Here is a 6,517-nt window from a genome sequence, read left to right on the forward strand (position 1 = left end):
GCGCGAGCCCCGGGTTGTTGGTCGCGACTCACGCCGATAGGGACGCTGCCCATGACTGCTCTGGTCCTCTTTGTGCTGATCTTCCTCGCGGTGGGGGCGACGCTCCTGGCCGCGAACCTCGTAATCGGTTGGTTCGTGCGCCCGGACCGGCCGAACCCCGAAAAGGCCGAGGTGTACGAGTGCGGCGAGCAACCGGTCGGGAGCGCGTGGGTGCAGTTCGACCTGCGGTTCTATGTGGTCGCGCTGCTGTTCGTGATCTTCGACGTGGAACTCGCGTTCTTCTTCCCCTGGGCGGTGGTGTTCGGCAGCGCGAACCGCGCCGCGGACGAGTCCAAGCCGGTGGCGGTGCGGGCCGAAGCGGCTGCGAATTTGCAACCGCTGGGAGCGAACCCCGGGAAACAGGTCGCGCCCGACCCGGCTGCGGCGCGGGCGCTCGCGTGGATCGCCTTTGCCGACATCATGGTGTTCTTCGGCGTGCTGCTGGTCGGGTTCGCGTACCTGTGGCGGCGCGGCGACCTGGAATGGGTCCGCAGCGTTGCCGCGCAAGGCCCCGAACCCGAAAACGGGACGACATGAACGACGCCACACTGACCGGGATCGCGGCCCCCGAACCGGCCGGCGAACCGCGCGCCGGCACGCCCGTTTCCATCGGATCGGGGTACGACCTGCTGGAAGAGGTCGGGCGCGGGGGCATGGGCGTCGTTCACCGCGCCCTCGATCGCGGGCTCGCCCGCGAGGTGGCCGTCAAACTCCTCCAGGACCGCTACGCCCCCGACTCCGCCGCGGCGGCCCGGTTCGTCGAAGAGGCCCGCATCACGGCGCAGCTCCAGCATCCCGGCATCCCGGCCGTTTACCAAGTGGGGACCTGGGACGACGGGCGGCCGTTCCTGGCCATGAAATTGATTAAAGGGCGCACGCTCGAAGAGCTGTTGAAGGACGAAGGGCCGTCGCCGACGCGCTGGCTGGGCCGGTTCGAGAGCGTCTGCCAGGCGGTCGGGTACGCGCACGCGCACGGCGTCATCCACCGGGACCTCAAACCGGCCAACGTGATGGTGGGGGCGTTCGGCGAAGTGCAGGTCATGGACTGGGGGCTCGCCAAGTTCCTGAGCCCGGCTACCCCGAGCGATGCGGCGGACGCGGGCCGCGCGTCCGCCGCGAGCGACGAGGCCCCGTCGCTCCGCGAATCGAGCGCGTCGTTCACGCAGGTGGGGAGCGTTCTCGGCACGCCGGCGTTCATGCCGCCGGAACAGGCCCGCGGCGCGGGCGAAAGCGTCGATTGTCGGTCGGACGTGTTCGGGCTCGGGGCGGTGCTGTGCGCGCTCCTGACCGGTGCGCCGCCGTTCGGCGGCGCGAGCGCGCAATCCGTGTGGCGGAACGCGGCGGCCGGGCGCACCGAGGAGGCGCTCGGGCGGTTGGACGCGAGCGGGGCCGATTCGGAACTGATCGCGCTGTGCAAGCGGTGCCTGGCGACCGACCCGGCGGTGCGCCCCGCGACGGCGACCGAAGTCGCGACCGCCGTTGCGGGGTTGCGGCAGGCGGCCGACGAGCGGGCCGAGGCGGCGGAGCGGGAGCGGCTCGCCGCGGCCGTCCGCGAGGGCGAACAGCAGAAGCGCCGCAAGGCGATTATCGCGGGCGGGGCGGCTCTCATTGTCGTTCTGGTGCTCGGCGTCGCGGGCACGGCCGTCGGGATGGTGAAGGCCCACCGGGAGCGGGCGGAGGCGAAGGCGGCCGAAGCGGACGCGCAGGCGGCCGAGGCCGAGGCGCGGCGGCTCGGGGCGGTGGCCGAGCGGGAGCGGGGCCGGGCGGCGGCCCGGCTCGGCAAGGCGGTCGAGGCGATCGAGAAGGCGGTGAACCGGGCCGGCACCGCGCGGTGGGCGCGGGACCCGGCCCTCGCCGCCGAGCGGCGCCGGGTGCTCGAAGACGCCCTCGCGTTTTACGAGGGCTTCGGGGAGGCCGACGACCCGGTCATCCGGCGGGAAACGGCCGTTGCGTACCGGCGGATCGGCGGGGCGTACTTGCTGCTGGCCGATTACCCGAAGGCCGGCGACTACCTGGGCCGGGCGCGGGTCCTGTGCGAAGGGTTGGTCGCGGACTTCCCGGACGACCCGCGGTTCGTAGCGGACTTGGCAGAGGCCCGGCTGTTCGCGGCCAACGAGGCGGCCAGCGCGGGGCGGGCCGGGGACGCGCTGGCCGTGTACCGGGACGCGGTCGCCGCGGCACGGCGGGCCGCGGCGACCGCGCCGAGCGACGACGCCCGGCAGACGCTCGTGTCGTGCCTGATCGGGTACGGGTTCTTCACCATGCAGTCGGAGCCGCGGACGGCCGGTCCGCTGTTCCGCGACGCGCTGCGGGAGGTGGACGAACTGCTCGCCCGTCCCGAGTGCCCGTTCGCCACCCGGGCCCTTGCGGTCTACGCGATCGCTTCCGTGGCCATCTTCGACTTCAACGCCGGCCGCCCCGCGGACGGGCTGGCGAAGGTGCGACGGGCGTCCACGCTTGTTGCCGAAACGATCCCGGACCCCGCCGCACCGGCGCATTACCGGGACCTGTTCGATATGACCGACGGGCTGCTCAAGACGATGGACGGGATGGCGCTGGCGACGGCCCAACCGGCCCGGGCCGTCGCCCAGCTCCGCGCCGGCGCGGAGGTGTTCGACGGGCTGCTCGCCGTTTACCCGAATGCGTTCCAGTACCGGTCCTACCAGATTATGATCCTGAACCAGGAGGTCCGGTTGCTCACGAGCCTGGGGCGGACGGAAGACGCCGAGCGGCGGCGGGCCGAACTGATGGCCGCGGCGGACGTCGTTCTGAAGACCTCGCCCAGCACGCCGTTCGTCCGGCAGATGGTCGCCAACCAGCGCTCGTTCGCGCTGGTCCACCGGGTACAAGCCGGGGAGGTGGCCGACCTGGACCGCCGCGTCGATGACCTGCTCGCCACCGCCGGCCGCGACCCGAATCTGGCCGGCGTCCGGTACAACGCCGCCTGCGCGCTCGCGCAGGCGGCCCGGTCCGCTCCCCCCGAGCCCCGCGAGCGGTGGGCGGCCCGGGCGGTCGCGCTGCTGACCGAATTGCTCGACGGCCCGTTCTACCGCGGCCCGACGAACCCCCGCCACATCGACACCGACGCCGACCTCGACCCGGTCCGCACGCGCAGCGATTTCCGGGCGTTCCGGGCCGAACTGTGGAAACGGTTCCCGCCGCCACCCGCCGGCGCCCCGGCCCCGCGCCCCAAACCGGAGAAGTGACCTCATGGGACTGCTCGAAGGCGCGATGCGCGACGGGTTCGTGGCCACGAACCTGGAGCACGCGATCAACTGGGCGCGGGAGTCGTCGCTGTGGCCCATGACGTTCGGGCTGGCGTGCTGCGCCATCGAGATGATGGCGACCGGGGCGCCGCGGTACGACATCGACCGGTTCGGGGCGGGTGCGTTCCGCGCCACCCCGCGCCAGGCCGACCTGATGATCGTGGCCGGTACGGTGAACCTGAAAATGGCGGAGCGGGTGCGGCGCCTGTACAACCAGATGCCGGACCCGAAGTTCGTGATCGCGATGGGCGCCTGCACGTGCGGCGGGGGGCCGTACTACAAGTACGGCTACAACGTCGCGAAGGGCGTCGATCTCATCGTCCCCGTGGACGTGTACGTCCCGGGGTGCCCGCCGCGTCCGGAGGCGCTGCTGGAAGGGCTCATGCGCGTGCAGGACAAGATCCGCAAGATGCGTGAGCTGACGGAGGGGCAGCCCGCGGCGCTCCCGGTGCCGGCGCGAACGGGCCGCGTGGCGCTCCCGCCGGAACTGACCGACCCCGCAAAGGCGGTCGAGTTCCTGAAGGACAACAAGGAACGCGCAAGGCCGGTGAAGTGAATGAGCGATTCGCCCGCGCCCGAACTGATTTTCCACCGCGGCGACCAAGCGTCGGTGAAGATGGCGTGCATGTATTGCGGCGCGCCGGCGACCCACACCCATGAGCGCCGGGTGACGAACCCGCGCCTCGACGCGCCGTCCCGGAGCGGGGCGGGCGGCAACGTCTCCCTCGGTGACGATCCGATCTCGGGCTGCATCGCTCTCGTTCTGCTGCCGCTCGTGCTGTACGGGTTGTGGGGCGACCTGCGCGCCGGCTGGCGCCACCGGGCGGCGTGTCGGGTCGCCCCGCCGCTCGACCCGCCGGATACGCTCGTGACGACCACCACGTGCGACCGGCACCGCCACTACGCGCGGCGGTTTACGCGGGCGGTGCTGACCGTGTGCGCGGCGTGCGCGCTGCTGTGGGTCGGCGTGGTTCTGTTGCGGCACCAGCCGGGCGGCGCGCCGCTGTGGTTGGTGGTGGGCGCGCTCGTCGGTACGCTCGCGGCGCCGCTGATTTTCGTGGTGGTGTACGACGCGGTCGGGCCGGTGCGGGTGTCGAAGGTGACGCGCGACTCGGTCACGATGGGGGGCGTGCGGTCGGCGTACTTTGACGCGCCGGGCTGAACCGACTCACGCGATCCGCAGCACCCGGCACGCATCCTCGTAACTGCCTTCGAGGTCGAGCATCACGGCAAGGTCAACGTCCAACCACAACGGCAGCGCCGGTAGCGGTTGGCCGATAGCCAACGGGTAAAACCAGACATCGAGCTGTGATTTTTTCTTGGGGTGCTTTTGCCCGCGCAGCGTCACGGCGGACACCGCCGGCGGTTCCGGTTTCAGCGCCGGGTCTGTCCGGTCGAGCAACTCCATCAACTCCGCGTACAGGTTGAACTGTTTGACCGTGACCACGTCCACGATCGACACGCACACGTCCTGCTGGAGCATGGCGGCGCACTTGGCGACGAACGCTCTGCGGCTCTCGGGCCGGTCCTTGTTCGCCGGGCTCACGATCTCGATCGCGGCGACCAACCGGCCGCCGCGGTCCTCGTCGTAAATGCGCACCTCGTACTCTTCCTGGTCGGGCCATTCGGTTTCGACGGTGAGCGTTGGCACCGGCGTGACGGTCGGCCGCGTCTGGACGGCCACCCCGCCCCCCGTGTCCTGGTACGCGCCTGAGGCGCTCGGCTCAGCGTCTCCTTCGTCCATCGCGCCGATATCGACCTCGAACGAGTGGCTGAGGTGGACGCTCGGGCCGGCGTAATACCGTTCCGGCAGCAGCGGGAATAGGCGCTGAACGATGGTCATCGGCCAGCCCCCATGCAAAACGTCCCAGCGGCGTTTATCGGCGAGCGGCGGGCGGAAATGGTCGCGCAGCGGCATGGGTGTCCTCCACCGGCTATTCTAACTGTCCCTGCGGTCCGGTACGATGTCGGGAACCGCTCCGGAGCCGCCACATGACCGCCGGCGAAATCATCGCGCTGCTGCAATCGCAGTTCGGCTCCGTAATCACCGGCGCGAAGGCCGACGCGCTCGACCCGTTCGTTACGGTCGAGCCCGCGGAGCTGGTGAACGTGTGCGTGTTCCTACGCGACGATTCGCGGTTGAAATTCGCTTTGCTGAACGATATAACTGGGGTCGATTACCTCGAACCGGATCCGAAGAAGGTCGCGAAAGCCGGGTTCGAGCCGCACGTCGAAGTGCTCTACCACCTGTCGAGCTTCGCGTTCCCGGGGCGCCGGTTTACGCTCAAACTGGTGCTGCCGCGCTGGAAGGGCGACCAACCCGGACAACTGCCGGAAGTGCCCAGCCTGTCGGGCGTGTGGAAGACCGCCGACTGGCACGAGCGCGAGGTGTACGATCTCGTGGGCGTGTTCTTCACCGGGCACCCGAACCTCGTGCGCATCCTGCTCAACGACGATTGGGTGGGGCACCCGCTCCGCAAAGATTACGAGTTCCCGCTTGAGTACCACGGGATCCGGTGCCGCTGAGTACGAGCGGCGTGCGACTGATTGAGCGTGGGCTCAGTCGCGGGGGTGTACTTGGCGGCCGCCGGGTGGTAAACTTTTCGGTGCTATCCGGCTTAGGGGACGGTGCGGCGGGCGGTATTCTCGCTCACGCACCACCTGTCACACTCACGCGGAGGTCGCCATGACCGCCACGGACCTCGTCATGCGCCCGCTGGGCGGGGCGCGGGTTCTGGTCGCCGCCGGCGCTCCAGACGACTCGGCCAGTCTGACCGCCGTGTTACGCCTCAACGGGTTTGACGCCCGCGAGGCGCGCTCCGCGGACGCGGTCATCAGCTCGGTGGCCGAAATCCGACCTTCCGTGCTCGTGACCGACCTGGACCTGACGGACGGTGACGGGTGCGAGTTCGTGCGTCGGGTGCGGCGGTTGCCGAAAGCGCCGGCGGTCGTTGTGGTGACGGGGCACACGGCCGGGAGCGTGCGCCGCGCGGCCCTGGCGGCGGGCGCCGCCGCGTTTCTGCTGAAGCCGGCCGACCCGGTCGAACTCGCGCAGGTGGTCGAGCGGCTGAGCGGGGGCCGCGATTAAGCGCGGCCGAGCGCTCTCGTACATGAACCCACCTGCGGTGTCGCTTTCTTGACGAGCCGCGACCGCCCGGGAGCGGTGCCACGTATCCCGCTCCCCGGCGGGGGCCCGTCAACAAAACCACACC

The 6,517-nt window shown here is 70.6% G+C and carries 7 protein-coding genes; 6 read left to right on the forward strand and 1 reads right to left on the reverse strand.

The features are described from left to right. Positions 1 to 51 precede the first annotated feature (51 nt). The 4 genes from R5W23_RS19430 to R5W23_RS19445 are packed head-to-tail and all read left to right on the forward strand — an operon-like array spanning position 52 to position 4,467. Positions 52 to 576 carry an NADH-quinone oxidoreductase subunit A gene (locus R5W23_RS19430; protein WP_320687713.1) on the forward strand — a complete coding sequence of 175 codons (525 nt, stop codon included), beginning with the start codon at positions 52 to 54 and terminating at the stop codon, positions 574 to 576. After that, entirely contained in the window at positions 573 to 3,245 is a 2,673-nt protein-coding gene (locus R5W23_RS19435) for a serine/threonine-protein kinase (RefSeq protein WP_320687714.1), read from the forward strand. Before R5W23_RS19430 ends, R5W23_RS19435 begins: the two co-directional genes overlap by 4 nt. A 4-nt stretch (positions 3,246 to 3,249) precedes the next feature. Further along, positions 3,250 to 3,861, forward strand: coding sequence for an NADH-quinone oxidoreductase subunit B (locus R5W23_RS19440; protein ID WP_320687715.1), 612 nt, complete (start codon positions 3,250 to 3,252; stop codon positions 3,859 to 3,861). Then, positions 3,862 to 4,467: a hypothetical protein gene (locus tag R5W23_RS19445; protein WP_320687716.1), complete on the forward strand. Its 606-nt coding sequence runs from the start codon at positions 3,862 to 3,864 to the stop codon at positions 4,465 to 4,467. It begins immediately after the preceding gene. Between the two features lie 6 nt (positions 4,468 to 4,473). Here R5W23_RS19445 and R5W23_RS19450 read toward each other — a convergent pair whose 3' ends face one another. Further along, positions 4,474 to 5,223: a DUF4058 family protein gene (locus R5W23_RS19450; RefSeq protein WP_320687717.1), complete on the reverse strand. Its 750-nt coding sequence runs from the start codon at positions 5,221 to 5,223 to the stop codon at positions 4,474 to 4,476. Between the two features lie 74 nt (positions 5,224 to 5,297). On the opposite strand from R5W23_RS19450, the gene R5W23_RS19455 reads away from it, so the two are divergent. After that, complete coding sequence (locus R5W23_RS19455) at positions 5,298 to 5,831, forward strand: NADH-quinone oxidoreductase subunit C (RefSeq protein ID WP_320687718.1); 534 nt, start codon at positions 5,298 to 5,300, stop codon at positions 5,829 to 5,831. 160 nt (positions 5,832 to 5,991) lie between these two features. After that, entirely contained in the window at positions 5,992 to 6,393 is a 402-nt protein-coding gene (locus R5W23_RS19460) for a response regulator (RefSeq protein ID WP_320687719.1), read from the forward strand. The last annotated feature ends 124 nt before the right edge of the window (positions 6,394 to 6,517 follow it).

The sequence above is a fragment of the Gemmata algarum genome (assembly GCF_034097035.1).
Taxonomy (GTDB): Bacteria; Planctomycetota; Planctomycetia; order Gemmatales; family Gemmataceae; genus Gemmata; species Gemmata algarum.